The 25,425-nt window shown below is 76.0% G+C and carries 20 protein-coding genes; 11 read left to right on the plus strand and 9 right to left on the minus strand.

All coding sequences use genetic code 11. The features are described from left to right. Positions 1–12 precede the first annotated feature (12 nt). The 3 genes from ASG36_RS12390 (at position 13) to ASG36_RS12400 (ending at position 3,518) form a co-directional block, all read left to right on the plus strand. Positions 13–1,065 carry an ABC transporter permease gene (locus ASG36_RS12390; RefSeq protein ID WP_055764148.1) on the plus strand — a complete coding sequence of 351 codons (1,053 nt, stop codon included), beginning with the start codon at positions 13–15 and terminating at the stop codon, positions 1,063–1,065. Then, positions 1,062–1,868 (plus strand): ATP-binding cassette domain-containing protein, encoded by an 807-nt coding sequence (locus tag ASG36_RS12395; protein WP_055764150.1) that lies wholly within the window; start codon positions 1,062–1,064, stop codon positions 1,866–1,868. Before ASG36_RS12390 ends, ASG36_RS12395 begins: the two co-directional genes overlap by 4 nt. A 231-nt stretch (positions 1,869–2,099) precedes the next feature. Then, positions 2,100–3,518 (plus strand): M23 family metallopeptidase, encoded by a 1,419-nt coding sequence (locus ASG36_RS12400; RefSeq protein WP_055764152.1) that lies wholly within the window; start codon positions 2,100–2,102, stop codon positions 3,516–3,518. A gap of 60 nt (positions 3,519–3,578) precedes the next feature. On the opposite strand, the gene ASG36_RS12405 is transcribed toward ASG36_RS12400, so the two are convergent. From ASG36_RS12405 to ASG36_RS12415, 3 genes are read right to left on the minus strand one after another with little or no spacing between them, the layout of a single operon-like run. Next, positions 3,579–4,100 (minus strand): hypothetical protein, encoded by a 522-nt coding sequence (locus ASG36_RS12405; protein WP_055764154.1) that lies wholly within the window; start codon positions 4,098–4,100, stop codon positions 3,579–3,581. A 32-nt stretch (positions 4,101–4,132) separates the two neighbouring features. After that, on the minus strand, positions 4,133–4,642 hold the full coding sequence (locus ASG36_RS12410) for a hypothetical protein (protein ID WP_055764155.1): 510 nt from the start codon (positions 4,640–4,642) through the stop codon (positions 4,133–4,135). Positions 4,643–4,669: 27 nt separating this feature from the next. Then, positions 4,670–5,083 (minus strand): hypothetical protein, encoded by a 414-nt coding sequence (locus ASG36_RS12415; RefSeq protein ID WP_157498784.1) that lies wholly within the window; start codon positions 5,081–5,083, stop codon positions 4,670–4,672. Positions 5,084–5,118: 35 nt separating this feature from the next. On the opposite strand from ASG36_RS12415, the gene ASG36_RS12420 reads away from it, so the two are divergent. The 4 genes from ASG36_RS12420 to ASG36_RS12435 all read left to right on the plus strand — a co-directional run bounded on the left by ASG36_RS12420 (position 5,119) and on the right by ASG36_RS12435 (position 10,001). Then, positions 5,119–5,988, plus strand: coding sequence for an MBL fold metallo-hydrolase (locus ASG36_RS12420; protein WP_055764159.1), 870 nt, complete (start codon positions 5,119–5,121; stop codon positions 5,986–5,988). A 24-nt stretch (positions 5,989–6,012) separates the two neighbouring features. Further along, a complete protein-coding gene (locus ASG36_RS12425) occupies positions 6,013–7,323 on the plus strand; it encodes a class I adenylate-forming enzyme family protein (RefSeq protein ID WP_055764161.1) in 1,311 nt (436 codons plus the stop codon). Further along, entirely contained in the window at positions 7,320–8,909 is a 1,590-nt protein-coding gene (locus ASG36_RS12430; RefSeq protein ID WP_055764164.1) for a GMC family oxidoreductase, read from the plus strand. The genes ASG36_RS12425 and ASG36_RS12430 overlap by 4 nt, the downstream gene beginning before the upstream one ends. 144 nt (positions 8,910–9,053) lie before the next feature. Next, entirely contained in the window at positions 9,054–10,001 is a 948-nt protein-coding gene (locus ASG36_RS12435) for a MinD/ParA family protein (protein WP_055764166.1), read from the plus strand. On the opposite strand, the gene ASG36_RS12440 is transcribed toward ASG36_RS12435, so the two are convergent. Beyond that, positions 9,998–11,674 carry a right-handed parallel beta-helix repeat-containing protein gene (locus ASG36_RS12440; RefSeq protein ID WP_055764169.1) on the minus strand — a complete coding sequence of 559 codons (1,677 nt, stop codon included), beginning with the start codon at positions 11,672–11,674 and terminating at the stop codon, positions 9,998–10,000. The genes ASG36_RS12435 and ASG36_RS12440 overlap by 4 nt on opposite strands. 105 nt (positions 11,675–11,779) lie before the next feature. On the opposite strand from ASG36_RS12440, the gene ASG36_RS12445 reads away from it, so the two are divergent. Further along, positions 11,780–12,703, plus strand: coding sequence for an SseB family protein (locus ASG36_RS12445; protein WP_200944455.1), 924 nt, complete (start codon positions 11,780–11,782; stop codon positions 12,701–12,703). Then, the gene (locus tag ASG36_RS12450) at positions 12,700–13,101 is read left to right on the plus strand and encodes a hypothetical protein (protein WP_055764172.1); all 402 of its coding nucleotides are present in this window, start codon (positions 12,700–12,702) and stop codon (positions 13,099–13,101) included. The genes ASG36_RS12445 and ASG36_RS12450 overlap by 4 nt, the downstream gene beginning before the upstream one ends. Before the next feature lie 2 nt (positions 13,102–13,103). Here the strand turns inward: ASG36_RS12450 and ASG36_RS12455 are convergent, their stop codons facing one another. From ASG36_RS12455 to eccCa, 5 genes are all read right to left on the minus strand, one after another. Continuing rightward, complete coding sequence (locus tag ASG36_RS12455; protein ID WP_055764175.1) at positions 13,104–13,802, minus strand: hypothetical protein; 699 nt, start codon at positions 13,800–13,802, stop codon at positions 13,104–13,106. Then, complete coding sequence (gene eccE, locus ASG36_RS23015) at positions 13,799–15,439, minus strand: type VII secretion protein EccE (RefSeq protein ID WP_157498785.1); 1,641 nt, start codon at positions 15,437–15,439, stop codon at positions 13,799–13,801. The genes ASG36_RS12455 and eccE overlap by 4 nt, the downstream gene beginning before the upstream one ends. Before the next feature lies 1 nt (position 15,440). Beyond that, the gene (locus ASG36_RS23020; protein ID WP_055764181.1) at positions 15,441–17,363 is read right to left on the minus strand and encodes a WXG100 family type VII secretion target; all 1,923 of its coding nucleotides are present in this window, start codon (positions 17,361–17,363) and stop codon (positions 15,441–15,443) included. 88 nt (positions 17,364–17,451) lie between these two features. Beyond that, entirely contained in the window at positions 17,452–18,144 is a 693-nt protein-coding gene (locus ASG36_RS12470; protein WP_055764184.1) for a hypothetical protein, read from the minus strand. A gap of 148 nt (positions 18,145–18,292) precedes the next feature. Beyond that, the gene (eccCa, locus tag ASG36_RS12475) at positions 18,293–22,234 is read right to left on the minus strand and encodes a type VII secretion protein EccCa (protein ID WP_235494919.1); all 3,942 of its coding nucleotides are present in this window, start codon (positions 22,232–22,234) and stop codon (positions 18,293–18,295) included. Positions 22,235–22,409: 175 nt separating this feature from the next. Here eccCa and eccD point away from each other — a divergent pair, with 175 nt between their 5' ends. Together eccD and eccB are read left to right on the plus strand one after the other, a co-directional pair. Beyond that, positions 22,410–23,804 carry a type VII secretion integral membrane protein EccD gene (gene eccD / locus ASG36_RS12480; RefSeq protein ID WP_055765057.1) on the plus strand — a complete coding sequence of 465 codons (1,395 nt, stop codon included), beginning with the start codon at positions 22,410–22,412 and terminating at the stop codon, positions 23,802–23,804. Positions 23,805–23,808: 4 nt separating this feature from the next. Further along, complete coding sequence (gene eccB, locus ASG36_RS12485; protein WP_055764188.1) at positions 23,809–25,236, plus strand: type VII secretion protein EccB; 1,428 nt, start codon at positions 23,809–23,811, stop codon at positions 25,234–25,236. The last annotated feature ends 189 nt before the right edge of the window (positions 25,237–25,425 follow it).

A 25,425-nucleotide genomic window follows, 5' to 3' on the forward strand; every position in this document is an offset into this window, starting at 1 on the left:
ACGGAGACACCCGTGACGACGACGGACGCACCACCGAGCCGGCCCGCGGCCGACGAGCGGGTGGCCTCGGTGGGCCTGCTCAAGCGGCTGCTGGTCAAGCCCGAGCTGGGCGCGCTGGTGGGCGCCGTCGTCGTCTTCGCGTTCTTCGCCGCCCAGTCCTCGGTCTTCGTCTCCCCGGCCGGCATCGCCAACTGGCTGGACCCGGCGTCGACGCTGGGGATCATGGCCTGCGCGGTGGCGCTGCTGATGATCGGCGGGCACTTCGACCTGTCGGCCGGGGTGATGACCGGGACGTCGGCGTTGACCGTCGGCATCGTCTCGGTGCAGTTCGAGACCAGCATCTGGGTCGGGATCGCGGTCGCGCTGGTGATCACCCTGGCGGTCGGGTTCCTCAACGGGTTCCTCGTCGTCCGCACCGGGCTGCCCAGCTTCATCATCACGCTGGGCTCGTTCCTCATGCTCCAGGGCCTGAACCTGGGCCTGACCAAGCTGTTCACCGGCACGGTCAACGCCGGGGGCATCGGGGCCACCGACGGCTTCGACTCCGCCGAGGCCGTCTTCGCCTCCACCGTGACCATCGCCGGGCAGCCGTTCCGCATCGCGATCCTGTGGTGGGTGCTGTTCACCGCGCTGGCCACCTGGGTGCTGCTGAAGACCCGGTTCGGCAACTGGGTGTTCGCCACCGGCGGCGACGAGGTGGCCAGCCGCAACGTCGGCGTCCCGGCCGCCCGCACCACCATCACGCTGTTCATGACCACGGCGGCCGCGGCCTGGTTCGTCGGGGTCGTCTACGCGGTGCGCCAGACCTCGGTGCAGGCCAACGTGGGCATCGGCAACGAGCTGATCTACATCGTCGCGGCCGTCATCGGCGGGTGCCTGCTCACCGGTGGCTTCGGCTCGGCGATCGGGGCCTCGCTGGGTGCGCTGATCTTCGGCATGACCCAGCAGGGGATCGTCTACCTGCGCTACGACTCCGACTGGTTCTTCTTCTTCCTCGGCGCGATGCTGCTGCTGGCCGTGCTCACCAACCGGGCGATCCGGCGCTACGCGGAGGCCCGACGATGACCGAGACGACCGGCACGCCCCCGCTGCTCGAGCTGCGCGACATCGGCCGCGACTTCGGCTCCGTCATCGCCCTGGACGGCATCTCCACCAGCGTCCGGGCCGGTGAGGTCACCTGCGTGCTGGGCGACAACGGGGCGGGCAAGTCCACCTTGATCAAGGTGCTCTCCGGGGTCCACCAGCCCAGCCGCGGCGAGCTGCTCCTCGACGGCACCCCGGTGCGCTTCGGTGCCCCCCGCGAGGCGCTGGACGCCGGCATCGCGACGGTGTTCCAGGACCTCGCGATGATCCCGCTGATGGCGATCTGGCGGAACTTCTTCCTCGGGTCCGAGCCGACCAGGGGGTGGGGCCCCTTCCGTCGCTTCGACGCGGCGACGGCGAAGGAGACCACCCGGCGGGAGCTGCTCGCCATGGGCATCGACGTCCGGGACCCCGACCAGCCGGTCGGCACCCTGTCCGGCGGTGAGCGGCAGTCGGTGGCCATCGCCCGCGCTGTGTACTTCGGTGCCCGGGTGCTGATCCTCGACGAGCCGACGTCGGCGCTGGGGGTCAAGCAGGCCGGGGTGGTGCTGCGCTACATCGCGCAGGCCCGCGACCGTGGCCTCGGCGTCGTGTTCATCACCCACAACCCGCACCACGCCTACCCGGTGGGTGACCGGTTCGTGCTGCTCAAGCGCGGCCGCAGCCTGGGCGACTTCCGCAAGGACGAGGTCACCCGGGACGAGATCACCTCGATGATGGCCGGCGGCGCCGAGCTCGACCAGCTCGCCCACGAGCTGGAACGCCCCACCCCGCCGGTCTCCTAGCGCACCCGCGGGACGGGGTCGAGCGGCACGCCGCTCCCCTTCGAGGGATTTCTCCTCCCGAGCCCCTCAAGTCCCACCCGTCCCATGTCGATGGGGAAGAGACAGAACGGCGTGGGTTGCGATCGGCAACTGACGAGTTCCGCCGCGCTCCCGCGTGTTGCTCGTGTGACTCGTGGTGCGGGTGGGACTCTTTCGTCCCACTCGTCCATCCCTCTTCCCCAGGGAGCGACCATGTCGCAGCTGCTGCTGCTGCGTGCCCCCGGCACCCGCCGGACACGTCCGACCCGACCCGCGACGACGCACCGCCGTCGTGCCGGGCGGACCCTGACCGGCACGCTGGTGGGCCTGCTCGCGGCTGCGCTCGTGGTCACCGGTGCCGGTCCCGCGCTCGCCGTGCCGGCCCCCCCGGTCAACCCCAGCGACGCCGAGATCGGCGGCGCCCAGGCCGCCCAGGACGCCGCCGCGGCCGAGGTGGGCCGCATCGCCGGCCTGGTCGCCGCCGCGGAGTCCCAGCTCGAGCAGGTGCAGGTGCAGGCCGAGGCCGCCGGAACGGCCCTGCTGGCCGCCGAGGAGGCCCTGGCCGCCGCCCAGGCGGCCGCCGACCAGACCGCGGCCGACCTCGCCGCCGCCACCCAGACCGTCACCGACGCCCAGGGCCGGCTCAGCGACTTCTCCCGCGACAGCTACATGAACGGTGCCGCGCTCACCAGCGAGGTCGCCCTGCTCGACGCCGGCGGACCGGCCGAGCTCGTCCAGCGGGCCGCGATGCTGGACTGGGTCGCGGAGAACCAGCTCGACGTGCTGGGCGACCTCGAGGTCGCCCGGGTGCAGCAGGCCAACGCCGACTCCGCCGCCCGCGAGGCGCTCGCGGTGCAGGCCGCGGCCGAGCAGGCCGCCACCGAGGCCAAGGACGACGCCGATGCCCAGGTCGCCGACCAGACCGCGGTCTACGCCCAGGTGAGCGCCGACAAGGCCGCCTACGACTCCCAGCTGCAGGCCGCGCAGATCCAGCTGCTCTCCCTGCAGGGCGCCCGCAACGCCTACCAGGCGTGGCTGGACCAGCGTGCCGCCGAGGAGGCCGCCGCCGCGGCCGCCCAGCAGCAGGCCGCCGCGGCCGCCGCGGCTGCTGCCGCCGCTGCCCGCAGCACCCCGGCGCCGTCCTCCGGTGGCGGTGGCGGTGGCGGTGGCGGCGGTGGTGGTGGCGGCGCCAGCAGCGGCGGCGGTGGCTCGGTGTCCGCCGGGTCCTCGGGCTACGTCCTCCCGGCGGCCGGCCGGACCAGCAGCTGCTTCGGCAGCCGCTGGGGCACCCTGCACGGCGGCGTGGACATCGCCGCCCCGATCGGCACCCCGATCTACGCGGCCACCTCCGGCGTCGTGGCCCGGGCCGGTGCCGCCAGCGGCTTCGGCCAGGCCGTCTACATCCGTGGGGACGACGGCGCGGTGACCGTCTACGGCCACGTGAACCGGTACTTCGTCTCCGCCGGTGAGCGGGTCTCGGCCGGCGAGCAGATCGCCGAGGTCGGCAACAAGGGCCAGTCCACCGGCCCGCACCTGCACTTCGAGGTGCACCCCGGTGGCGTGATGTACGGCGGTCAGGTCAACCCGGTGCCGTGGATGGCGGCGCGTGGAGTGACCATCCGCGGCTGCTGACCGCACACGACAGCGGCCCGGCACCCCTCGAGGGGTGCCGGGCCGCTGTCGTGCGTGGGGTCAGGAGGTCGGTGCGGTGGTGGGCAGGTCGCAGTTGGCCTGCACGTAGGTCTGCACGTCGGTCTGGGCCGTGGCGGCCTCGCCCTGGAGCGAGCCGAGCGCGGACGTGAACGCGGCCTGGCCCTCGGCCGTGCTGAGGTCCAGGCCCTGGGTGTCGGCGACGATGCCGGCGAAGGCCTGGGTCAGCGTGTCCCACGAGCCGCTGATCTCGGCCGGGGCCTCGATCGCCGAGATCCGCTCCGAGGCCTCGGCCAGCAGGCCCGGCAGGGCAGCCGGGTCGCCCGTCGTCCCGGCGGACTCCAGGTCGGTGAAGACCTCCTGGGCCTCGGTGCAGAAGGCGTCGGCCTCGGTGTCGCCACCGCCCTCGGTGGTCTCCGGGGCGCTGGAGGTGCTGGCAGCCGAGCTGCCGGACGACGACGCGGAGGCCGCCGTATCGTCGGTGTCCGAGCCGCCGCAGGCGGTGAGCAGCACGAGGGCCGCGGCCGCGGAGAGGCCCGAGGTCAGGGTGGTGGACAGGCGCATGCGGCGAGGGTAGGGGACCCGGGGGACCGTGCTCAGGAGGTCGGCGTCGCGCCGTCCGCGCAGTTGGTGTCGATCCAGTCACCCACCGCGGTCTCGGCGGTGGTGGCCTCCGACGTGACGTCGGCGAACACCGCCTGGAAGGCCGACTCGCCCTCGGGGGTGGTCAGGTCGTTGGCGTTCGCCGACTCCAGCAGGGTGGCGTAGGCGTCGCGCAGGGTGCCGAAGTCGCCCTCGATGGCCGCCGGCGGGGTGAGCGTGTCGAAGCCGTCCACCACCTGCTGCAGCACCGACGGGATCGTCTCGGGGGTGGCGGACTCCAGCTGCGGTCCGACCTCGGTCAGCACGGCCTCGGCCTCGGTGCAGAAGGCGACCGACTCGTCGTCGGTCGCCGCGCTGGACTCCGCCGGGCTGGAGCTGCCGGCGGCGCTGCTGCCGGCGGAGGAGGACGCCGTGGCGTCGGAGTCCGAGCCGCCGCAGGCGGTGAGCAGGACGAGGGCGGCGGCCGCGGAGAGGCCGGAGGTGACGGTGGTGGTCAGACGCATCCGGTCAGGCTACGGAGCGGTCCGGGCTCAGCAGTTGGCCTGGCCCCAGTCGTCGACCGCCCCGCCGGCCTCGGTCAGCTCGGTGCCCAGGCTCTCCAGCTCCGGGGCGAGCGCGGTGTTCGCCGACGGGTCGGTGAGGTCGGCCTGCCCGAGGAGGTCGCGGACACCGGTCCACGCGGTGAGAAGCCGGTCCCACTCGTCGCTGACGTCGGCGGGCGGGTCGACGGCCTCCAGCCGGGTCACCGCGTCGTCCACCAGGGCCGGGCCGGACGCCGGGTCGGAGCCGTCGAAGGCGTTCAGGTCGGCGGTGACGTCGCGCAGCAACGCCGGGACGTCGGAGCAGAAGGCGTCCATCCGCACGTCGTCCTCGCTCTGCGAGCAGCCGCTCAGCACGAGCAGGGACACCGGGAGGGCGCACAGCAGGCGCACGGGGAGACGCATGGCCTCGACCGTATCCAGGTGCCTACATTGCCCGGGTGACCGCCCCCACGGACCCCCGCCGCTCCTGGGACCTGCCCGCACCCGGGCAGCTGGCCCGCACCGCCGAGCTCGAACCGCTGGTCACCCGGGTGCTGGCGCCCAACCCGTCGCCGATGACCCTGGACGGCACGAACACCTACGTCGTCGGAGCCCCGGGCGGCGGGCAGGCGGTGCTCGTCGACCCGGGCCCGGACGACGCCGCGCACCTGGCCGCGGTCGAGGAGGTGCTGGCCGCGCGGGACGCCGAGGTCGTCGGCGTGCTCGTCACCCACCACCACGGCGACCACGCCGAGGCCGCACTGCCCTGGGCGGCCCGGTTCGGCGTCCCCGTGGCGGCGTCCTCACCCGACGTCGCCGGGCCCGCCGGCCGGCTCCTCGAGCACGGTGAGCGGGTGGAGCTGGCCGGCACCGTGCTGGACGTCGTCGGCACCCCGGGGCACTGCAGCGACCACCTGGCCTTCCGGCTGGAGTCCGGCGCGGTGCTGGTCGGGGACCACGTGCTGGGCCGTGGCACCTCGGTGGTCACCCACCCCGAGGGCGACGTGCTGGCCTACCTGGACTCGCTGCGCCGGGTGCACGACCTGGGCCCCTCGGCGCTGTACTGCGGGCACGGCCCGGAGCTCACCGAGGACGTCGGCGCGGTCCTGGACTTCTACGCCGCGCACCGGGCGTACCGCGAGTGGCAGCTGGTGGACGCGCTGCTGCCGTGCCCTCAGACCGTCGACGAGCTGGTCGCCCACGTCTACGCCGCGGTGCCCCGCGAGGTCTGGCCGGCCGCGGCGCAGTCGACCCGGGCCACGCTGGCCAAGCTGTCCGCCCAGGGCCAGGTCGTCCGGGGCGCGGGGGACAGCTGGCGGGTGGCCTGAGCGGACGGGGCCTACCGTGCGGGCGTGACCGTCACCGCCGACGTCCCCCTCGTCACCGCCGCCGACAGCCTCGCCGACCAGCGACGGGTGGCCGGCTCGCTCGCCGCCCTCGGCCTGACCCGCGGCGACCGGCTGGTCGTGTCGGCCTCGGCGTCCCCGGCGCTGCTGGCCGTCGTCCTGGGCGCGCTGCGCGTGGGCGTCGTCCCGGTGGTGCTGGACCCGGCGCTGCCGGCGGCCGAGCGGGCCGACCTGGTGGCCGACGCCGACCCCGCGCTGGACGTCGGGGACGACCCGGCGCAGCTGTTGGGCGGGGCGACCGCCGAGCTGGCGCCGTTCCCGCTGGCCCGGCCGATGCACTACACGTCGGGGACGACCGGACGACGCAAGGGCGTGTGGTCCGGCGTCCTGACCGACGACGACGCCCGGGCGCTGGCCACCGAGGAGATCGACCTCTGGGGCTTCGTGCCCACCGACCGGCACCTGGTGCTCTCCCCGCTGCACCACTCCGCCCCGCTGCGGTTCGCCGCGCACACCCTGCTGGCCGGGGGAGAGGTGCTGCTGCCCGGTCCGTTCGACGCCGCCCGCGCAGCCGCGGTGATCAGCGGGCTGCGCCCGACGACGACGTTCTGCGTGCCCACCCACCTGCAGCGGCTGCTCCGGGAGGACGTCGACTGGTCCTCCTTCCGCGTGCTGGCCCACGCCGGCGCGCCCTGCCCCGAGCCGACGAAGCGGGCGGTCGTCGAGGCGCTCCCCGAGGGGGCGGTGTGGGAGTTCTACGGCTCCACCGAGGCCCAGTTCACCGTCTGCTCGGCCGCCGACTGGCTGGCCCACCCGGGCAGCGTGGGGCGGGCCCGGCCCGGCCGGAGCCTGGAGACCGACGAACGCGGGCAGCTGTGGTGCGCCGTCCCCCGCTGGGCCCGGTTCGAGTACTGGCGGGCCCCCGAGAAGACCGCCGCCGCCTGGCGCGGTGACCTCGTCACCGTCGGCGACCTCGGCCGGGTGGACGAGGACGGCACCGTGTGGCTGGACGGCCGCCGGGAGGACCTGGTCATCTCCGGCGGGGTCAACGTCTACCCGGCCGAGGTGGAGGCCGTGCTCGACGCGCACCCGGCCGTGGTGGAGTCCGCCGTCGTCGGGGTGCCCGACGACGACTGGGGCCAGCGGGTGGTCGCGGCCTACGTCGGCGACGTGCCGGCCGAGGAGCTGCGGGCCTGGGCCCGGGAGCGGCTGGCCCCGGCCAAGCGGCCCAAGTCCCTGCACCCGGTCGGCGAGCTGCCCCGCACCTCGACCGGCAAGGTCCGCCGGCTGGACCTGCCGGGCGTGCTGGGCCTGTGACCGACCGGGACGTGGTCGTGGTCGGCGCGGGGTCCGCCGGGTGCGCGTTCGCCGCCCGGCTGGTCGACGCCGGCCGTTCGGTGCTCGTGCTCGAGGCCGGCCGCGACCACCCGCAGCCCGAGGACTTCCCGGCCACGATCCGGGACGCCGCGACCATGGGCGCCGCCGTCCCCGGTCACCCGGCGAACTGGGACCTCACCGGGGAGCTCACCGACGACCTGCGCTGGCCGGTGCCCCGCGGCCGGGTGCTGGGTGGGTCCAGCGCGCTCAACGGCACCTACTTCATCCGCGCGACGAAGGAGGACCTGGACGGCTGGGCGGCCCGCGGGAACGACCTCTGGTCGCACGAGGCGGTGCTGCCCTCCTTCCGGCGCAGCGAGAGCGACCCGCTGCACGGCACCACCGGCCCGATGCCGGTCAGCCGGACGACGGCGCCGCACCCGGTCAGCGACGCGTTCACCGCGGCCTGCCTGGAGCTGGGGTTCCCCGCCGAGCCGGACAAGAACGGTGACGCCCCACCGGGGGTGGGGCCGGTGCCGGTGAACGTCCGCGACGGCGTGCGGGTGAACACCGCGATGGCCTACCTCTCGCCCCGGCGCGGGCACCCCGGGCTGACGGTGCGCGGGGACAGCCCCGTCGTCCGGGTGCTGGTGGAGCGGGGCCGCGCGGTCGGGGTGCGGACGGCGGACGGCACCGAGCACCGGGCCGCCGAGGTCGTGCTGGCCTGCGGCGCCGTCGGCTCCCCGCACCTGCTGATGCTCTCGGGCATCGGTCCGGCCGACGGTCTGCGCGCGGTGGGGGTGACCCCGCTGGTCGACCTGCCCGGGGTGGGGGCCGACTTCACCGACCACCCCGACCTCTACGTGACCTGGCAGCCCACCCGCCGGACGCCGATGCCGCGGGCGATGCTGCCGCTGACCACCGCGCTGAACACCGCGGACCACCTCGAGGTGATGCCGTGGCTCAAGCCGTTCAGCAAGGTGATGCTGTCCCGCTCCTCGGGGCACGCGCTCTCCGGGCTGACCGAGGTGCTCCGCCGACCGGCCGCGACCCTGAGGGCGTTGCGCGGCACCTCGCTGCAGCGGGTGTGGCAGCAGGCCCGCACCCGGGACGACCTGTACCTCGGCGTCGCGCTCCAGGCCGAGGACAGCCGCGGCGTGCTCACGCTGACCAGCGCCGACCCGGCGGTCCAGCCGCGCATCCGGTACCGCTACCTGAGCACCGGGACCGACCGCCGGCGGATGCGGCAGGCGGTGCGGCTGGCCGCGGAGCTGCTGCGCACCGACGCGATGGGCCCCCTGGTCGCCGGGCGCACCGACCTGCCCGACGACGTGCTGGCCGACGACGGGGCGCTGGACGCCTGGGCCCGGTCGCACCTGGCCACGGCGATCCACCTGTCGGGCAGCGCCCGGATGGGCCCGGACACCGACCCCGGCGCAGTGGTCGACCAGCACCTGCGGGTGCGCGGCGTCGAGGGCCTGCGGGTGGTGGACACCTCGGTCATGCCCCAGGTGACCACCCGGGGCCCGGCGGCGACGGCGGTGGCGATCGGTGAACGGGCTGCCGAGCTGGTCACCGGCGGCTGACCCGGTGGGGTGGGGGCGGGCCACGTCCTGCAGGTGACGGCCCCCGCAGGGTCGTATCTTGTGCGGCATGAGGACTCTCCGGACGACGGCGCCGCTCGCCGCCCAGGGTGCCCTCCCCGTGTCCGACCCGGGCGGGGTCCGTACGTGAGCTCACCGCACCACCCGCCCCTGCCCTACTCCGGCACCAGCAGCGCCCCGCACCTCGACCCCGGGGTAGCCGGGCTCGACGCGCCCCGCCCGGCCCCGCGCCGGCGGCTTTTCGGCCGGGGCCTCACCGAGGGCGACCCCACGCCCGGCCCGGCCGACGTCGCCGCCTGGACCGGGTACCTGGCCGCACCGGTGCCCTCCCCGCGGCGGATCGGGGTCATCGCGCTCAAGGGCGGGGTCGGCAAGACCACGCTGTCGGTGCTGCTGGCCAGCACGCTGGCCCGCGCCCGCCGCGACCCGGTGCTGCTCTTCGACACCGACACCACCTTCGGGTCCCTCGCGCTGCGCACCGGCGTGCCGCTGCAGGCCTCGGCGCACGAGCTCGCCGCGGCCGGCGACCCGGGCCGGTTCGAGGTGCTCGCCGGCGCGCTGGCCCGCTCGGCCGACGGTGCCTGGGTGTTGCCCAGCGGCCGGGACCCCGAGCAGAGCGCGCAGCTCACCGAGGACGTCTACGTCCAGGCGATGAACGCCGTCTTCAAGCACGTCGCCGTGATGGTCACCGACTGCGGCGCCGGCCTGGCCACCCCGCTCATGCGCCGGGTGGTCAGCGGCTGCCACAGCCTGGTGCTGGCCACCTCGCCCAGCGTCGACGGGCTGCTGGCCAGCCACAACGTGCTGCGCTGGCTGCGCCAGTCGGGTTTCGAGGCACTCGCCGACCGCAGCATCGTCGCGGTCACCAACGTGCCCGCCCAGGGCGGGGCGGTCGACATCGCCGAGGCGCGCACCCGGTTCGCCGGGCTGGCCGGGGACTTCCTGACCGTGCCCGCCGACCGGCACCTGGCCACCGGCAGCCAGCTGCACCTCGAGGCCCTGGACGGCCGCACCCGCTCGGCGGCGATCCGGCTGGCCGCCTCCGCGCTCGGCGCGGCGCTCGCCACGCCCTAGGCAGCCACGGCGGCCCGGACGTCGTCGCCGGTGATGGTCTGCAGCTGGGCCAGGGTGGGGCGCTCGCCCAGCTGCCGGAGCCGCTGGGACTGCACCTTGCGGAGCTTCTCGAACAGCTTGCGCGCCTCGCGGGCGTTGCCGAAGTCCGCGCCGCGCTCGACGGTGCTGAAGTGCTGCAGGAGCAGTGGCTCGGCGTCCCCGTCGAGCAGGTAGTCCCCGCCGGTGATCATCCGGGAGATGATCAGCGTGAGCTCGTCGGGACCGTAGTTCTCGAACTCCACGGTCTTGACGAACCGCGAGGCCAGCCCGGGGTTGGCGTCGAGGAACTGGACCATCTCGGCGGTGTAGCCCGCGGCGATCACCGCCAGGGCGTCGCGGCGGTCCTCCATCAGCTTGACGATCATGTCGATCGCCTCCTGGCCGAAGTCGTTGCCGCCCCCGCCGGCCTGCCGGGAGAGCGTGTAGGCCTCGTCGAGGAACACCACCCCGCCGACGGCCTCGTCGAACACCGCCGCGGTCTTCTCCGCGGTGTGCCCGATGTACTGCCCCACCAGGTCGCGCCGGGAGACCTCCTTGAGCGGACCGCCGGGCAGCACGCCCAGTGCGGCGAGCAGCTGGCCGTAGATGCGCCCGACCGTGGTCTTGCCGGTGCCGGGGGCGCCGGCGAACACCAGGTGGTGGCTGGACCCACCGACCGCCAGGCCCGCGCTGCGCCGCCACTCGTTGACCTGGATCTCGTCGATGATCGAGCGGACCTCGTCCTTGACGCTCTCCAGCCCGACCATCTGGTCGAGCTCGGCGAGCAGCTCCTCGACGCGCTCGGGGTCGCCCTTGGCCGCCGAGGAGGCGCCCACCCCCACCGCGGCGGCCTTCGGTGCCTCGGTCACCTCGACGTCGGCGGCGTCGTCGATCCGCACCCCGGGCGCGGCGGTGGCCTCGGTGCGGCAGCCCTCGACCCGGCCGGAGGTGCCGGCGGCGAAGTCGATGCCGACCCCGCGGGTGTCGGTCACCGAGACCCGGATCAGCACCGGGGCCCCGCCCTGGGCGACCGCGATGCCCTGGTCGCCGGTCGCGGAGACCTCGCAGCCCTCCAGCGTGGGCCGGGCGGACTGGTAGACGTACACGCCGCGGCTGCCCGCCCCGCGGATCGTGCAGTCGCGCAGCACCGGGTCGGCCCCGAGCCGGACGACGACGGCGTCGTCGGCGCTCTCGGCGATGGTGGTGCCGCTGACCGTGCCGGTGGAGTCCTCCACCACCAGGCCCTGCTGGGCGCCGGTGACGGTGCAACCGGTGACGGTGATCGTGCAGCGGTCCACCGCCCGGACGCCGGCGCCGTAGCCGGCCTGCACCGTGACGTCGGTGAGGGTGAGCGTGGCCTCGGCGGCGTCCACGACGTGCGCCTCGCGACCGACCAGGGTGATCCCGCGGACGGTGAGGGAGCCCCCGCGGACCCGCAGGGTGGGGTCGTAGGAGGAGCCGCCCACCACCACGTCGGCGGCCTCGACGCCGTCCGCCGCGGTGATCGTCACGTCCGCGCCCACCAGGTCCAGGGCCTCGTCGTAGGTGCCCGCGGCCAGGACCACGGTCGCGCCGGCACCGGCGTCCAGCAGGGCCTCGGCCAGCGTCGGGTAGGCGCCGGGGCGGTCGGTGGACACCTGCAGGGTGGCGCTCATCGGTGCTGCTCAGCTCCTGCTCGCGGACGTGTCGGAGCGGGTCCTCTACGGCACCCGCGGGTCCGCTGCGACCCTACTGTCGCGGCTGCCCCTAGGCTCGCCGAGGTGAGCGGACCGGGGGACGACGGGACGGGCCCGGAGCTCGGTGACCCCGCCGTCTTCACCGCCGCGCTGGACGCCGCCGCCCGCGCCGGTGACACCGCGCGCTGTCTGGCGCTGCTGCGCACCGGCGACCTCGCGCTCCCGATCACCCCGGCCGCCGCGGCCGGCGACGAGCCGGCGGCCTGGGCCACCGCGCAGGCGCAGGGCGTGACCTGGGTGCTCGCCTACAGCTCGGTGGAGCGGATGCAGCAGTGCACCCGCGGCGAGGCCACCCACGCCCGGGTCGCGCCGTTCCTGGAGCTGGCCGCCGGCTGGCCGGACACCCGCGTCGGGCTCGCCGTCGACGCCGGGGCCGAGCACCCCTTCTTCCTGGAGTCCGGCACGGTGGCCCGGCTGGCCGCACCCACCCTGGCCGAGGACCGGGCCGCCGACCCCGACGCGCTGCCGGCGGTGGTCCAGCAGCTGCTGAGGCCGGCCGACGTCCCGGTGCTGCTGGCCGCGTCGCAGGCCCGGGTGTCCGGCTACGTGCACCACGCCTCCGACGTCGCCCACCTCGGTGCCCCCACCGCGCTGGTCGACGCCGTCGGGCGGGCCGCCGAGGAGGACGAGCTGCTCTCCGACACCGGGTCGGTCACCGTCCTGCGCTGGGCCGTCGTCGGACCGGAGCTGGTCCGGACGCCGCTGGGCGGGGTCGACGAGGAACGCCGGGACGCCGTGGCGGGCTGGGTCGTCGAGGAGGAGCCGTTCACCGGCACCGGGTGGGCGCAGCCGGACTCGCTGGTGCGGGAGTACCGGGTGCAGGGGCTGCTGCTCCCACACGGCGCCGAGCTGTGGGAGCTGCACCCGTCGGGTGCCCAGCAGGCCCGGGCGGTGTGGGACGGCGTCCGCGAGGTCTGGTCGCTGGTGGTCACCGAGGCGCAGCCGTGAGGTGGACGACGTACCGGGCCCGTTGGCGGGGCGAGGAGCTGCGGGCCACCCCCGAGCAGCGCTTCGACGGTCTGTGGGTGTGGCTGGTCGCCCCCCGCGCGACCGCCGGGTTCGACGCGGTCACCGACGACGGCCCGTGGGTGCGCCAGGTGCCGGCGGCCGACTGCGACGTGCTGCTGCTGGTGCGCACCGCGGGCACCTGGCGCGGCCTGCCGGTGCACGTGCACGACGAGCGCACCGGGGACGGCGGGGGCGACCTGCTGGTCGAGTACGCCGGCGGTTCGACCCCCGAGGCGGCGGCCGCCGGCTTCGAACGGGTCGCCCGAGGGGTGCACCGGCGGTGGGTGCTCCGGGACGAGGTGCGCGGCCTGCGTGAGGACACCGCCCTGCTCGACTGAGCTCAGCGGCGCGCGGCCGCCTGCAGGAGCCACTGCTCGACGCTGGTGGGGACGACCTGCACCGAGCGTGCGACGGCCCGGCTGACCAGGGTCACCACGTCCCCCGGCAGGCCGGCGAGGGCGGCCTCGGGGTCGGGCAGGCCCATCGCGCGCCCCACCACCTGCGCCGAGCTCAGCCCGAGGCCCTGGGTGAGCACGACGTCGGCGTTCCCGACCCCGGCTGCGTTCCAGCGGCTCATGCTCTCCACCAGGGTCAGCTGGGTGGCCCAGGCGCCCACCCGGTGCGGGTCCCCGCCCCCGGCCTCGTCGTCGACCACCAGCAGCTGCGGGACGGCGAGCGTGCCCGGGCGGAGCGTCCCGGGCTGGTCCACGACGCTGACGGACCCCGTGCGGCCGGCGGCGAGCTGGGCGAAGGTGCTCCAGGCCGCGGGCCGGGTGGTCTGGACGACGACCTGGGCGCCGAGTGCGAGGGACCGGACGACCAGCACCTGGACCAGGGACAGCGGCGCGACGGCCAGGGCCACCGTCGGTTCGGGCCGGAACAGCGCGAGCCGGACGGTCTCGCCGTCCCGGTCCCGGCCGAGCACCAGCCCGCCCCCGCCGGAGCTGACGTGCAGGGCGTCGACGGTGGTGGCATCGGCGCGCAGCGGTGGGAGCACGGTCGCCGGGACGACGGACGCCGGGCTGGGGAGGGCGGTCACCGGAGGAACCCGCCCAGCGGGAGGGTCGCCGCGACACCCGCGGCGTGCGCGCCGTCCAGTCGGCGCACGGTGCCGCCGAGGGCCCGCGCCTGCTCGACCAGTGCGGTGACCGCGGCCCGGGCGTCGTCCCCCGGGGGGAGCACGAGCCGGACCGTGCCCTCGAGGTCCAGCTCGTCTCCGGTGCGCCGGGCGGCCACCGACACCGTCGTGGTGAGGGCCGGCACCTCGCCGAGCCGGTCGACCCAGGCGCGGGCGGCGTCACCGTCGCCGAGGTCGGGCCACCGTGCGACGTGCAGGGTGACGTGCTGGAGGTCCCCGCCGTGCCAGGCCCGCCAGGTCTCCTGGGTGCCACCGGGTGGGGTGCCGTCCGGAGTGCCCCCGACCAGGGTGAGCACGCCCGCCCGTGCGTCCTCGGGGCCGAGGAGGTGGCCGCGCAGACCTGCGCGGCGCACCTGGCGCTGCACCCGCCGGACCGCGTTGACCAGTGCCTGGCGCAGGTCCTCCTCGTCGGTGTCGACCGGGGGCCGCTGCACCTGCAGCGCGATCCAGCTGCGGCGGCGCGCGGGGACCGACCCCCCGGTCAGCTCCCGGTAGGACACCGCCGCCGGGTCCTCGGGACCCAGCACGCCCGGCGCCGGCACGGTCTGCACCAGCAGTTGGACGGTGACCTGGGGGCCACCGTCCTCGGGCGCGGGCAGCAGGCTGCCCAGTGCCGGCAGCACCGGGACCCGGTCGTCGAAGGGGTGGGTCGTCGCCGGACTGGCCTCCACGACGACGCTCGCGCCGCCCGCGTGGTCGAAGACCGCGGCGTCCACGCCGTCGACCCGGACCACGTCGATCCAGCCGCCCCGGGTCACCGCACCCAGCACGGCGTCGGCCGCGGCCACCGGGTCGGCGCCGGGCGGGTCCGTGCGGCGGCGTCGTCCCCGGAAGCGCAGCCGGGCGGCCAGCACCTGCCAGGCCCAGCGGCCCGAGAGCCGCACGGTGGTCAGCAGCAGGGCGAGGACGGCGACCGTGGCCACCGGGACGAGCACGGGCAGGGGCTCCCGGTGCACGGCGAGGACGGCCACGAGGGCCAGCTCCCAGACCAGCACCTGGACCAGGTGCAGCCCGCCCAGGGTCCACGGTCGGCGCGGGACGCGGGGTCGGGTGGGTACCGGGGCCGGGGGCCGGTCCCGGACCTCTGGCGCCGCCTCGCCCGCGGGCTGGTCCCGGGCCTCCTCGGCAGCGGTGGTGCCCCGTTCCGCCTCGACCGCCGGGGTCGCCGTGCCCACGGCCGAGCCCGCGGCCAGCGCGGTGGCCGACCACTCCGCCTCCGGTCGGGCCGCGGTGGCGGGTGCGGCGGAGCGGGCGCCGTAGGCGCTCGCCGGGTCGAGGGTCAGTGCCGGGGCGGGGCCGCTGGAGGCGGGGGCGGGGGCAGCGGCAGGGACCGGGGCACCGGCCGGGCGGGCCGTGCGCACCCTCCCGGTCAGCGTGCCGGCGGCGGGCGGAGCGGCGATGCGCCGGACGGGAGCCGGAGGCCGCTGGGCCGCCCGCTGCTCGGGGGCGGGCGGCGGTGGGGCAACGGGCGTGGGTGCGGCGGCGGCGCCGGAGTGCCGGCCCGGGGTGCGGTCCCGGTCGGCCGGGGGCGTGGTCACGTCAGCGCTCGCCACCGAGGGCGGGCCCCGGCCGGCGGGCCGGGGTGCGCTCCTCGGGTCGCTCGATGACCCCGGACCCGGCCTGGTCGACGTCGAAGAGCTCGGCGTCGCCCACGCGCTCGGGCAGGGCGGTGGTCCGCTCGTCCTCGCGCTTGCGGCCGGCCACCGCCGGGGGGCGGGGGGCCGGGGGTGTGCCGGCACCGGCCGCGGACCTGCCGGTGACCGGGCTGCGCCCGGACAGACCGGTGCGGATGGAGGACCGCGCGGTCGCCGAGGTCTCCGGGCGGGTGGCCCGCGTCGGGGCGGCGCGCCCGCCGAGACCGGGAGGCGTCGTGGGGGTGCCGCCGGCGGGGCCGCCGGCCGTGGCGCCCGGTCGGGACTGCACCGACGGACCGCCACGGCTGCCCTGCAGCGGGCGGGGGACGGCGGGGCCCTGCGGGCGGCCGGGGGTGCCCGGGGCGTGCGGACCGGCCGGGTTGCCCGTGCCGGGACGGCCGGGGCCGGTGCGGCCGGACAGGTCGGGGCTGCCGGGGCGGCCCTGCACCGGGCGTCCCTGCGCCGGGGGGCCACCGGGAGCGCCGGGTCGGCCCTGGCCGGGTGGGGTTCCGGGGGCGCCGGGTCGGCCCTGTCCGGGCGGGCCACCGGGGGCGCCGGGACGTTGGCCGGCCGGGCTGTCCGGTCCACCGGCGGTGCGGCCGGGGAGCTGGGGTGCGGCGGGGCGCCCGCCACCGCCGGCCGGGGGTGCCCCCGGTGCGTTGCGGCCCTGGAGGGTCTGCGGACCGCCCGGGGCACCGGGAGCCCGCCCGGAGGCGGGGGCGGGGGGTGCACCGGCCGACGTGCGGCCGCCCAGACCGCCGGGAGCGGCCGGCGGTGCGCCCCGACCGGCTGCGGCCGCGGCCGCGCCACCGGCCAGACCGGCGGCAGCTGCAGCACCGGAGAGCCCACCCGGCACGGCGGGCGCGGTCGGCGCGGTGCCCACGCCGGAGGGCGGCGGCGCGACCTGGGCGGGCGCCACCGGCACGGACGGCGCCACCGGCACGACCGGGGCCACGGGCATCACGGGGGCCACCGGCGCCACCGGGGCCTGCGGCTGCTGGACGAGGATGCCGACCTCGGTCACCGGGGGCGACGTCGGCGGGAGACCGGGCGGGGTGCCGGGCGGCTGGCCGGGCACCCCCGAGGGAGGGGCCACCGGGGCCGGTGCGCCCGGACCGCCGGGGGCGCCGGGTGCACCCGGGGCACCGGGTGCACCGGGCTGTCCCATCGCCCCGGCCCAGGCGGCGTCGCTGGGGGTGGCCGCGTTCGTCGGGCCGGCCCACTTCGAGCCCTGCGCGATCGCGCCGGCTGCTTCCGCGTACGCCTGCATCAGCGGGTTGATCACGCGGCGGAGTGACTCCTCCGTCCGTTCCCGGAGCACCGTGGCCGAACGGTCCTCGGTGAAGGCGTCGCCGATGTCGCCGAACCCCACGCCCCCGATGCCCTCGGTCGAGTCCTCCTCGGCCGTCTCCCGCGCCTCCTGCGCGTAGGCCGACCAGACCTCTTCCATCGTGGTCTTCGCGCTCGTGATCTGGGTGGCGAGGGTCTCCAGGGCGGTGCTGGTCTCCTTCGCGGCAGCCGACCAGTCGTCCAGCGACCACGTCGACTCACCCACGCGGAGGAGGAAGGCCTCGGCGGCGTCGGACTCCCACTGACCCTGCAGCGTGGTCGCCCTCGTGGTCAGGGACTCGCGTTGGGCGTCCAGGGCCGTGCTGATGCCCGACCAGGCCGTCGCAGCCGCGGTGACCGACTCGGGGTCCTCCATCATGACCAGCTGGTAGTGGGCCTTGATGTCCATCGTGTACGGGTCGTCGCCGATGGCACACGGGTGCGTCGCGGGGTAGGTCTCACCGGCGCCGGACGGGGTGTACCCGAAGGTGGTCGACACGGTGCTCCTCGTCGGGAAGGTGCGGGTGGGGCTCGCGGCGTCGGACGGTGGGTCTCAGGGCTGCACGTGCTCGAGCCCGCGCGACCCGTCAGGCGGTGGCCGGCGACGGACTCGCGGCCGACGGGTCACCGGGGGCCATGAGCACCTCGTCGTCCGCCTCGTCCTCGGCCCGTTCGACGTTCTCGCGGGTCTCGTCCGCGTGGTCGGCGGCGTTGAAGTCGGCCTCGGCGCCGTCGCCGATGTCCTCGTTGACGTCCTGGACCTCTTCGAACGGCGTGGGCTCGTCGTCCTCGCCGGAGCCGGCCGGGACGTTGCCGTTGGGCGTGCACACCATCGGGCCGGTGGGCGGGGGCGGGCTCCAGGCCGTGGGCGCGTCCCCGGTGGCAGGCCCCTGGTCCGCGGCGTTGCGCTGCTGCTCCTCGCGGTCACGCTGCAGGGAAGGGGTGCCCGGGGGCGGGGCGAAGGCCGCGCCCACCCCGTCCATCAGCGCCTGCTGGTCCGCGTCGCCGTCCCGGTAGTTCTGGGCGACCGTGACCCCGGCGTAGCCCAGGGACATCAGGCCGTCCCCGGCCTCGGCGATGAACGCGGCCAGGGCCTCGGCGTGGTTGGCGTAGGAACCCTGGAAGTACGCAGCGGTGTCCAGGCCGCTCACCCCGACGTTGGCACCCATCACGTCCGCGGCGTTGCTGGTGAACCCGTCCGCCAGGGTCTTGGTCTGCTCGACGGTCTGCATCCCGAAGTCGGAGATGCCGTCGGCATCGGCCCTGGTCTCGTCGCTCACGTCGTCTCCCCGCATCGATGTGGGTGGGTCGTGGTCGTGCCCGGCCGCGGGGGCCGGGGGTGCTGCGCGCGCAAGGGTACCGGGCCGTTCCGGCTGGTCGCAGCCCCGACGGCGGTCCCCAGCGGCCTGCACCACACGATCGGGTGGCTCAGCCCGCCGGGTCCGCCCAGGCCACCTGCACCAGCTCGGTCCCGCGCTTGCGGGTCACCAGCCAGCCCCGACCGGGCGGGAGAGGCATCGGCCGGACGTTGCCCACCAGGGCACCCTCGCTCCGGTCGCCGCTCATCACGATGCCCGGGGTGCCCAGCTCCTTGAGCCGCATGAGGAACGGCTCGAACTGGGCCCGGCCGGCGCCGCCGCTGCGCCGGGTGAGCACTACGTGCAGCCCGACGTCCCGCCCCTGCGCCAGGAAGTCGACCAGGGGGAGCAGCGGGTTGGGGTTGCTCGCGGCCACCAGGTCGAAGTCGTCGATGACCAGGTAGAGCTCGGGGCCGTCCCACCAGCTGCGGTCGCGCAGCTGGGCCGCGGTCACGTCCGGGCCGGGCAGGCGACTGCGCATCACCTCGGCGACCTCGGCGATCATGTCCCGCGCCATCGGCGCCGACGTGCCGTAGCCGATGCTGTGCTCGCCCTCGACGACGCCCAGCAGCGAGCGCCGGAAGTCCAGCGTGAGCACCCGGACGTCGTAGGCCGACCGCTCCTCGACCAGGCGGCGGGCGAAGGTCCGCAGGAACGCGCTCTTGCCGGACTCGGCGTCGCCGAACACGACCAGGTGCGGCTCGCTGGAGAGGTCCAGGTGCACCGTGGACAGGTCGTTCTCGGTCAGCCCGATCGCGATGCCCAGGTTGGGGTCGCTCAGCAGCGAGCTGTGCTCGACCAGTGCGGGCAGCAGCCGGACGCCGGGAGCGGCCGGGCCCTGCCACCGGGTCTTGACCTCGTCGACCAGACCGGCGACGCCGTCGGCCAGGTCCTCGACGGACTGCTCGCCGTCGATGCGGGGCAGCGCGGTGAGCAGGTGCAGCTTCTCGGGGGTGATCCCCCGGCCCGGGGTCTCGGCGGGCACGTTGACCGCGGTCCGCCGGTCCAGCACCGAGTCGCTGGGGTCGCCCAGCCGCAGCTCGAGCCGGGTGCCGAAGAGGTCGCGGATGGCGGGGCGAAGGTCCATCCAGCGCCCGGCCGAGACCACCACGTGGATGCCGTAGGACAGACCCCGGCTGGCGAGGTCGGTGATGACCGGCTCGAGCTCCTCGAACTCGTTGCGCACGGTGAGCCAGCCGTCGACGACGAGGAAGACGTCGCCGTAGGGGTCGTCGGAGACCTGCCCCGAGCGGAGTCGGCGCCGGTAGGTGCCCATGCCGTCGATGCGCTCGCGGCCGAAGCGGGCCTCCCGGTGGGCGAGCAGGCCCTGCAGCTCGGCGATGGTGCGCCGCACCTGGTCGCCGTCCGCACGGGAGGAGACGGTGCCCACGTGCGGCAGCTCGGCCAGGCTGGACAGCGTCCCGCCGCCGAAGTCCAGGCAGTAGAACTGCACCTCGCGCGGGGTGTGGGTCAGCGACATGCTCGCGACGAGCGACCGCAGCGCCGTGCTCTTGCCCGACTGCGGTCCACCGACCACGGCCAGGTGGCCACCGGAACCGGACAGGTCCAGCACCAGCGGGTCACGGCGCTGCTCCAGCGGCTTGTCGACGATCCCGACGTGGGCGCGCAGCGTCCCCCACAGGTCCGGGGCGTCGACGGTGCAGCCCCGGTCGTCGTGGGCCACCAGCGCGGGCAGCAGCTGGTCCAGCGTGGCGGGCTCGGCCAGCGGGGGCAGCCACACCTCGTGCGCCGGGGCGCCGCGGCCCTCCAGCCGCTCGACGAGCACGTCGAGCAGGCTCTCCCCGACGCTGTCGTCGTCGGTGGCGGCGGGCTCGTCCGGGTCGACCGTGGTCACCGGTGGGGCCAGGTACTGGGTGTCGTAGGCGTGCACGGTCGGGCCCTCGGCGGCCTGCACCTCACCGCGCTCGCTCTGGCGCTTGTAGGTGCCCGACACGTAGGCCGCGCGGAAGCGCTCGAGCGCCTCGGTGCCGAACTTGACGTAGCCGTGCCCGGGGGCACGCGGCAGCTCGTAGGCGTCCGGGGCCGACAGCACGACCCGGCTCTCCATCGCCGAGTTGGTGCGCAGCCCGATCCGGTAGGACAGGTGGGTGTCCAGGCCGCGGAGCCGCCCCTCCTCCAGTCGCTGGCTGGCCAGCAGCAGGTGGACGCCGAGGGAACGGCCCACCCGGCCGATCTGCACGAAGAGGTCGATGAAGTCGGGCTTGGCGCTGAGCAGCTCGCTGAACTCGTCGCAGATGATCAGCAGCGTCGGCATCGGGGCCAGCGGGACCCCGGAGGTGCGGGCCCGCTCGTAGTCGCGCAGCGAGCTGTAGTTGCCCGCCGAGCGGAGCAGCTCCTGACGGCGCAGCAGCTCGCCGTTGATGGCGTCGACCATGCGGTCGACCAGGGGCAGCTCGTCGGCCAGGTTGGTGATGACGGCGCTGGTGTGCGGCAACCGGTCCAGCTTGGTGAAGGTCGCGCCGCCCTTGAAGTCGACCAGGACGAAGTTCAGCGTCTCGGAGTCGTGGGTGACGGCCAGGCCGAGCACCAGGGTGCGCAGCAGCTCGGACTTGCCCGACCCGGTCGCGCCGACCAGCAGGCCGTGCGGGCCCATCCCGTCCTGGGCGGACTCCTTGATGTCCAGCTCGATCGGCGAGCCGTCGGGGCCGATGCCGATCGGGACGCGCAGCAGGTCCCGGTTGGGGCGCGGGGCCCAGCCGGCGGCCACGTCGTAGGTGAACGGGTCGGAGATGTCGAGCAGGTCCGCCAGGCCCATGGCGGTGCTCATCGCCTGCTCCCCGCGCGCGCCGGCCGACAGCCGGAACGGCGACAGCTGGCGGGCCAGTGCCTCGGCCAGCGGTGCGGCCAGCTCGTCGGCCCGGCCGATCTCCGCGGCGCCGTCGGTGGTGCGGCTGCGCATCCGCCCGGTCTCGTCGACCTCGAGCACCAGCGTGCCGCGGTCCAGCAGCCGCGGCGGGGGCGTGGACAGGTCCAGCACGGTGACGCCCTCGACGCCGCCGTCGCTCATCAGGTGGCTGGACCCGGCGACGTCGCCGCCGTCGAGCACCACGACCACGTGGGCACCGGCGACCTGCGCGGTGGCCCCGGCGGGGTTGAACCGCGGCCGGACGGCGAGCAGGTCGTCCAGCATCGCCTCCAGCGCCGGCACGGTCGGGGTGACCAGGCGCAGCTTGCCCAGGGCGTCGGTGCGCTCGGGGTGCAGGCCGTGCGGGAGCCACTTGGCCCACTCCCAGCCGGGGCGCTCCTCGGTCCCGGCGACGACGGCGACCAGCACGTCGTCCGGGCTGTGGTGCACGGCCAGCTGCCCGATCACCGCGCGGACCAGGGCGCGGGTGCGCTCGCGCGGGCCCACCAGGTGCACCCGGGAGAACCCGTTCACCGCCATCGCGACCGGCAGCTCGGGGACGGTGGAGTAGGTGAGGACGAAGCGGCGCAGCGCGCTGGCACACAGCGGCTCGAGCTCGTCGAGCGGGCGGGTCTGCGGGGGGACGACGGGGGTGGCCAGCGCCTGCGGGCCGCGGCCGATCCGGACGACGCCGAAGTCGGCGTGCTCGGCCCGGCGTTCCCACAGGCGGTGGCTGGCCGCGGTCACCCACAGCTGGTCGGGCTCGGGGTGCCGGTAGAGCATCGCCTCGCGCTGCTGCGCCGCCGTCCGGCGCACCGAACGGCGCTGCAGGGACAGGTGGCGCATGTAGGCGCGCCGGTTGGCGGCCATCTCCTTCTTGCCGCCGCCACCGCCGTTGATGAAGCCCATGGCGACCATGCCCAGCGCCGAGACGCCGAACAGGCCCCCGGCCACGTAGCCGAGCGGGCCGCCGCGGCCGCCGGAGAACATCAGCATCATCGCCCCGGCACCGGCCAGCATCGGCAGCATCATCAGCATCTGGGTCCACTTGCGACCGCCGGCGTCGGGGATCTCCGGGGGCGGGTCGAGGACGACCTCGCCCGAGGGGAGCTCGGGGGCGTCCCGGCGGGGCTGGCGGCGGAGCACGACCGTGCTGATGGCGCGACCTCCTGGGTCCCTGCTGCGTGTGTGCCTGGGTGCGGTGTGCCACGACGGGCCGGGTGCCGACCGATCCGTATCGTATGGGCGCGCCGGGCGGGGGACGACCCCCCGGACGGGTCCCGTGGGTCGGGTCGGGTCGAGACGGACGGGTGGGCGAGCGGTGACGCGTGCGGTCGGAGGTGGGCTCGCCCGGGTGACCGTGGCCGCCCCACGGCGACGGATCGACGTGGCGTTGCCGGAGTCCGTGCCGGTGGCCGAGCTCCTGCCCGCGGTGCTGCGCAACGCCGGTGAGGGGCTGGCCGACGAGGGCCAGGACCACGGCGGCTGGGTCCTGCGGCGCTCGGACGGCACGCTCGTCGACTCCGCCCGCTCCCTGGCCGCCCAGGAGCTGCGGGACGGCGAGGTGCTGCACCTGCTGCCCCGTCAGGCCGAGTGGCCCGAACTGGACTACGACGACGTCGTCGACGCCATCGCCACCGACGCCCGGGCGCAGAGCCGGACGTGGGGGAGCGCGGCCACCCGCCGTGCCGGGGTCGCCGGTTCGACGGCCGCCCTGCTGGTCGCGGTCGGTCTGCTGCTCACCACCGGGCCGTCCTGGACGCTGCCGGGCCTGCTCCTGCTCGGCGTCGGGCTGCTCGCCGTGGCCGGCGGGGTCGTGGTGTCCCGGGTGGCCGCCGACGCCGACGCCGGCACGGCGCTCTCGGTCGTGGGCACCGCGGGCGCGGCCGCGGGCGGCGTGGTCGTCGGGCTCGGCGACCTGCCGCTGGGCGCGGTGTCCCCGGCCCAGGTGCTCAGCGGGTCGGTGGCGCTCGTGGTGGCCTCGGTGCTCGCCCTGGTCGGGGTGGCCGGGCGCACGCAGTACGCCGTCGGTGGCGTGGTGGTCGGCCTGAGCGGTCTGCTCGGCGCGCTCGTGGCCCGCACCGACGCGGTGGACGCGGTGGACGCGGCTGCGATCACCACCGCGGTGGTCGTCGCCGTCACCCCGCTGGTGCCGCTGCTGAGCATCCGGCTCGGCGGGCTGCCGGTGCCCACGCTGCCCTCGACCACCGAGGACCTGCTCGCCGATCCGCCGCCGGTGTCCCGGGCCCGGGTCCTGGCCCGGGTCCGCCGCTCCGACGAGCTGCTGACCGGGATGCTCGGGGGTGGGGCGCTCACCTCCGTGCTCGCCGCGGTCCTGCTGGTGGGCAGCGGCCGGACGTCGGCGCTGGTGCTGGTCGCCCTCGTCGCCGTGGCGGGCCTGCTGCGCGCGCGGCTCTTCCCGGCGCTGCGACACCGGCTGCCGCTCCTGGCCGGCGGGGCCGGCGGTCTGCTGCTGCTGGCCGTCGCCGCGGCGGTGGGCCTGGAGCCCGGGACCCGGATCGCGGTGGTGCTGCCGGTGCTCGTCGTGGCCGCCGCCGTCGTCCTGGTCTCCGGTCTGGTCTACCGGGACCGCACCCCCGGCCCCTACGTCGGCCGGCTGGCCGACGTCCTCGACGTGCTGGTCGTCCTGGCCGTGATCCCCACCGTCTGTGTGGTCGTGGGCCTGTACGGCTACGTCCGCGGGCTGTACGGCTGACCCGGTGGCCAGTCGCCGGGACCTCTACCAGAGCTACCAGTTCCTCGTCCGTCGCGTCGTCTCCGGGCTGGTGCTGCGGGAGACCGACCCGGCCCAGGACCCGCTGAAGCGCTCGACCGGGGCGGTGTTCGCCGGGGTGATGGTCGCCGTGCTGTCCCTGGCGGTCACCGGGGTGATCGGCGTGATCCGGCCCGGGGGCAACACCTCGTGGCAGGAGTCCGGTGCCGTCCTCGTGGAGGAGGGCACCGGGGCGCGCTACGTCTGGCTCGAGGGCGCAGGGGGCGACTTCGCCCTGCACCCGGTGACCGACTACGCCTCGGCCGTGCTCCTGGCCGGCACTACGGAGACCGTGTCGGTGTCCCGGGAGTCGCTGGGCGCCGCCCCCCGCGGTCAGCGGCTGGGGATCGTCGGCGGGCCGGACTCCCTGCCCCCGGCGGACGCCGTCTCGGCCGACCCGTGGACCCTCTGCGCCGCCCCGGTCGAGCTCAGCAGCGGGGAGACCGAGCCGCGCACCGCGTTGCTGGTCGGCGGCGGTGCCCGCGGCGGTGCCGAGCTGGGCGAGGCCATGGTGCTGGTCCGGGACGTCGAGGACGGCACGTTGCACGTCGTCTGGGGCGGTCGGCAGTTCCCGGTGCCCGACGAGCAGGTGCTGCTCGAGGGCCTGGTCCTGCGCGACGAGCCCCAGGTGCAGGTCGGCACGGCGTGGCTGGACGGGCTCCCCGAGGGGCGTGCGCTGGCCCCGGAGCCGGTCGCCGACCGGGGGCAGCCCTCGTCCGCCGTCCCCGGGGGCGTCGTCGGCCAGGTCCGGGTCGTGCAGTCGCCCAACGGCGACGAGCAGTACTACCAGGTGGACGTCGACGCGATCATCGAGATCACCCAGGTCCAGTCGACGCTCCTGCTCGCCGACCCGGACATCCAGGGCAGCGTCTACGGCGGCGCCCGGCCCGAGGCGCTGCCGCTGTCCGCGGCCGAGGCCAACGCCACCGACCGGGTGGCCCTCCCCGAGCCGACCTCGGCCGACCCCCCGGCGGAGCAGCCCCCGGTCGCCGACCCGTCGTCGGAGAGCACGACGTTGTGCGCGGCCTTCGCCGGTGCCGAGGAGCCCGCCCGGGTCTCCCTGGGCGCCGAGGTGGACACCGCCGCCGCGGCGGACACCCCCCAGCGCAGCTCCGAGGGCACGGTGCTCGCCGACGCCGTCGTCGTCCCCCCGGGCGGCGGGGCGCTGGTCCGGTCGCTGTCCTCGGCCACCGCCGGCACCGGCCCGTTGTTCCTGGTGACCGACGACGGACGGCGGTTCGCCGTCCCCGACGACGAGGTCGCCGCGACCCTCGGGTACGCCGACGTCGAGGCGCTGGCGCTGCCCGAGTCGCTCGTGGCCCGGGTGCCCCAGGGGCCGGCTCTGGACCCGGTCGCCGCGGCCGCACCGGCCTGACCTGCGCTCATCGCCCATACGGGTGAGCTGCGGGTCCGGGACGGGGTCTGCGGCAGCTGAGGGTCGCGGGCTCCGGCCCTCTTGGGTACCGTTCGCCTCGCTCACGGCGCCATCGAGCGTCACCACGGCCCGACCGGTCCACCACGGCCGGACACGAGGGATTGAGGACACATGGCAGACGGCACAGGT

The organism is Geodermatophilus sp. Leaf369 (genome assembly GCF_001424455.1).
GTDB lineage: Bacteria > Actinomycetota > Actinomycetes > Mycobacteriales > Geodermatophilaceae > Klenkia.

Bases quoted from the DNA above. Each gene is read 5' to 3' on its own strand.
- ASG36_RS12405 (WP_055764154.1), bottom strand. From the start codon at position 4,100: ATGCGCCTGTCCACCACCCTGACCTCGGGCCTCTCCGCGGCCGCGGCC.
- ASG36_RS12400 (WP_055764152.1), top strand. From the start codon at position 2,100: ATGTCGCAGCTGCTGCTGCTGCGTGCCCCCGGCACCCGCCGGACACGT.
- ASG36_RS12415 (WP_157498784.1), bottom strand. From the start codon at position 5,083: ATGCGTCTCCCCGTGCGCCTGCTGTGCGCCCTCCCGGTGTCCCTGCTC.
- ASG36_RS12395 (WP_055764150.1), top strand. From the start codon at position 1,062: ATGACCGAGACGACCGGCACGCCCCCGCTGCTCGAGCTGCGCGACATC.
- ASG36_RS12410 (WP_055764155.1), bottom strand. From the start codon at position 4,642: ATGCGTCTGACCACCACCGTCACCTCCGGCCTCTCCGCGGCCGCCGCC.
- ASG36_RS12440 (WP_055764169.1), bottom strand. From the start codon at position 11,674: ATGAGCGCCACCCTGCAGGTGTCCACCGACCGCCCCGGCGCCTACCCG.